The organism is Microcystis sp. LEGE 08355, assembly GCF_015207185.1.
Taxonomy (GTDB): Bacteria; Cyanobacteriota; Cyanobacteriia; order Cyanobacteriales; family Microcystaceae; genus Microcystis; species Microcystis panniformis.
Genome location: NZ_JADEXI010000823.1, coordinates 1 through 1,589, shown reverse-complemented (window position 1 = coordinate 1,589; position 1,589 = coordinate 1). Strand labels below are relative to the sequence as shown.

At 50.5% G+C, this 1,589-nt stretch carries 1 protein-coding gene; it reads right to left on the bottom strand.

Annotated elements, in window-relative coordinates:
- Window positions 1–1,332 (bottom strand): molecular chaperone DnaK (gene dnaK, locus IQ242_RS24410; protein ID WP_193961732.1); only part of this gene is annotated, 1,332 nt, incomplete at its 3' end.
- Window positions 1,333–1,589: the final 257 nt, after the last annotated feature.

The window sequence follows — 1,589 nt, the reverse complement described above, 5'->3', positions numbered from 1 at the left end:
ATCCCGGGCCATGGCCCTTTCCCCTTGCAGAACATGAATTTCCACCGAAGTTTGACCATCGGCAGCGGTGGAGAAAACCTGAGATTTACTGGTGGGGATAGTGGTATTGCGATCGATAATTTTGGTAAAGACTTCGCCGAGGGTTTCAATGCCGAGGGAAAGGGGGGTGACATCGAGCAGGAGTATATCTGCCACTTCTCCACCTAAAACTCCCGCTTGAATCGCTGCCCCCAAAGCAACGGCCTCATCGGGGTTAACAGAGCGATCGATCTGGCCTGCAGAAAAGAAACGGGAGATTAATCGCTGTACGGCGGGGATTCTGGTGGAACCGCCGACGAGAATGACACGATTGATATCGCTAGGCTGCAGTTCGCTATCTTTGAGGGACTGTTGTACGGGTTCCAGGGTTTTTTCCACTAATTCTCTGGTTAATTCCTCGAATTTAGCGCGAGTTAGTTCCAATTCTAGGTGTTTAGGGCCAGTTTCGTCGGCGGCGATGAAGGGGAGATTGATCGAGGTGGTAATCAGGCTAGAAAGCTCGATTTTGGCTTTTTCGGCGGCTTCTCGCAGTCTTTGGATCGCCATGCGATCGCTGGACAGATCGATGTTTTCTTGGCTTTGAAAGTTCTCCACCAGCCACCGCACTAAGAGGTTATCAAAATCGTCCCCCCCAAGATGGTTATTGCCGGCGGTGGCTTTCACTTCAAAGACTCCCTTCCCCAGTTGCAGGATGGAAACGTCGAAGGTTCCTCCCCCTAGGTCAAAAACGAGGATATGTTGATCTTCGTTTTGTTTATCTAAACCGTAGGCTAGGGCGGCGGCGGTGGGTTCGTTAATAATTCTTAATACTTCTAGTCCTGCGATTATCCCCGCGTCTTTAGTGGCCTGACGTTGGGCATCGGTAAAATAGGCGGGAACTGTAATCACGGCCTCGTTAATCGGTTCTCCCAGATAGGCCTCAGCATCGGCCTTTAATTTTTGCAGGATCATGGCCGAGATTTCTTGGGGGGTAAATTCCCGCTCGCGAATTTTGATATTGACGGTATCATCGCGACCGCGTTGGCAATGATAGGCAACTCGTCCCCTTTCTACCTCGGTGTCTTGCCAACGCCTACCGATAAAGCGTTTGATGCTATAGACGGTATTTTCGGCATTAGTGACCGCTTGACGTTTGGCCAGTTGTCCCACTAGGCGCTGGCCTTTGCCGAATCCCACGATACTAGGAGTTGTCCTTCCCCCTTCCGAGTTGGGCACTATAATCGGCTGACCTCCTTCGAGTACCGCAACACAACTGTTGGTTGTCCCTAAGTCGATGCCGATGACTTTTCCCATGACGCTCTAAATAATAACGATAGTTAATAGGATACAATCGTTTACAAAAATTATCCCCCAATTAGAAACGGGCTTTTTACCTCGTCTAATCTTGCCGAGGTTGACATCCTCGCCGCCGTAAACGGACGGTGATTCCCAAACCTCACGATTTGGGTTTCTGCTTGGGGTCCCGAAGGATTTTTCGCACCTGCCTTAACAGATTTACTCTGTTCTGGTCTTATGGTCGCTCTACAGACTGACGCCGCAAGCCCTGCGGC